At 57.7% G+C, this 1,558-nt stretch carries 2 protein-coding genes; both read left to right on the forward strand.

Annotated elements, in window-relative coordinates; all coding sequences use genetic code 11:
* Positions 1-201, forward strand: a 201-nt coding sequence (locus WCA10_RS07440) for a hypothetical protein (protein ID WP_472821875.1), incomplete at its 5' end; no start/stop codon positions are given.
* Positions 202-244: 43 nt separating this feature from the next.
* Positions 245-1,558 (forward strand): DUF2779 domain-containing protein (locus tag WCA10_RS07445; RefSeq protein ID WP_472821876.1); only part of this gene is annotated, 1,314 nt, incomplete at its 3' end.

Consider the following 1,558-nt stretch of genomic DNA (forward strand, 5'->3'; position numbering starts at 1 on the left):
CGGAGCGCTGGTTTGTTTCGCAGCAACAGCTTACTTCGAGTGGGCCCACTTTTCCAAACAAAATCGTATCGTTTTGATTTATTTCAACGACTTCACGCAGTTTTGCAAGAGGCTTCTGTCACCGCGATTTTCGGCAGCGACAAGCGGGGGCAGACCGATGACTCACACGGTGCAACAGTGGAGACGAGCGATCTCAGTTGAAGGGTGCTCTACTGGTGGTGGACTATCCGGGTAGGTTTCACGCATGTCGGGAGCGGCATCCATTCGCCTGTCCAAGTCGAAGTCCGTCGCGGGCGTGCAATGCCTGAAGCGGCTCTATTTGCAGGTGCATCAGCCCGAACTCGCCGGTGAGACGGATGAGGGACAGCAGGTCCGCTTCGAGCAGGGGCACGAGGTTGGTGTGTTGGCCCACGCTGTCTTTCCGGGCGGTGTCCTGGTCGAGTCGGATGAATTCCACTTAGATGCTGCGCTGGAGCATACAGCGGCCCTGGTTGCCGATCCTGCCGTGCCCGCCATCTTTGAGGCGACACTCCAACGCTCCAATGTGCTGGTGCGAGTGGACATTCTGGAGCGACGCCGCAGAGGCCGCTGGCGGCTCATTGAGGTAAAGTCCTCTGTTGAAGCCAAAGAGCACTATGTCTATGATGTCGCCATCCAGCATCATGTGGTTCAGGGTTGCGGCCTCGACATTTCCTCGGCCTGCGTCATGCATCTCAACCGCGATTATATCTATGACGGTAAGAGCTATGACGCGCGCGAACTGTTCCTCATCGAAGACCTTACCCGGCGTGTTCGGGAGTTCGGTAAGGATCTGCCGGGATTGCTGCGAGGGCAACGGCGAGCGCTGGCGCAGGATGAACCGCCCGAGGTGGAACCCGGCCCGCAGTGCAACAATCCCTACGAGTGTGAGTTCTTCGACCACTGCAATCCTGATCCACCCAAAACTCATATCTCATTCCTTCCGCGGCTTAGCGACAAGAAGAGGCAGGATCTCCTCGACCTCGGGGTCAATCTGATCGAGCAGATCCCAGACGACTTCCCGCTTACAGAGATTCAAGCTCGCGTTTGCGCCGCCGTGAAGACCGGTCACCCGTGGACGAGTGGGATGATCGCAAGAGATCTGTCCAGGCTGAAATATCCGCTTTACTTCATGGACTTCGAGTCGCTGTATCCCGCAATTCCACGCTACGCCGGGATGTGGCCTTACTCGCATATTCCGTTCCAGTGGTCCGTACATCGGCAACTTGAGCGGGATGCGGCCTTGGAGCACTTCGAGTTCCTGGCTGATGACGAGCGCGACCCGCGCCGTGAGTTCACGGACTCGCTATGCGAAGCGCTGGGTAGGCGGGGAAAGATCATGGTCTATAACGCGTCGTTCGAGTCGGACCGCCTTCGAAACCTGGCTGGGTGGCTGCCGGGATATGCAGGCCAGATCGCGAGGATTCAGGAGCGCTTGTGGGATCTTTGGCCTTTCGTCAAGCGGCATGTTTATCACCCGCAATTTCAGGGGTCGTTCTCGCTCAAAACGGTTCTTCCGGCGCTGGTGCCGGATTTGAGT

This window comes from Occallatibacter sp., from assembly GCF_049582745.1.
In the GTDB taxonomy this organism is placed as follows: domain Bacteria; phylum Acidobacteriota; class Terriglobia; order Terriglobales; family Acidobacteriaceae; genus Telmatobacter.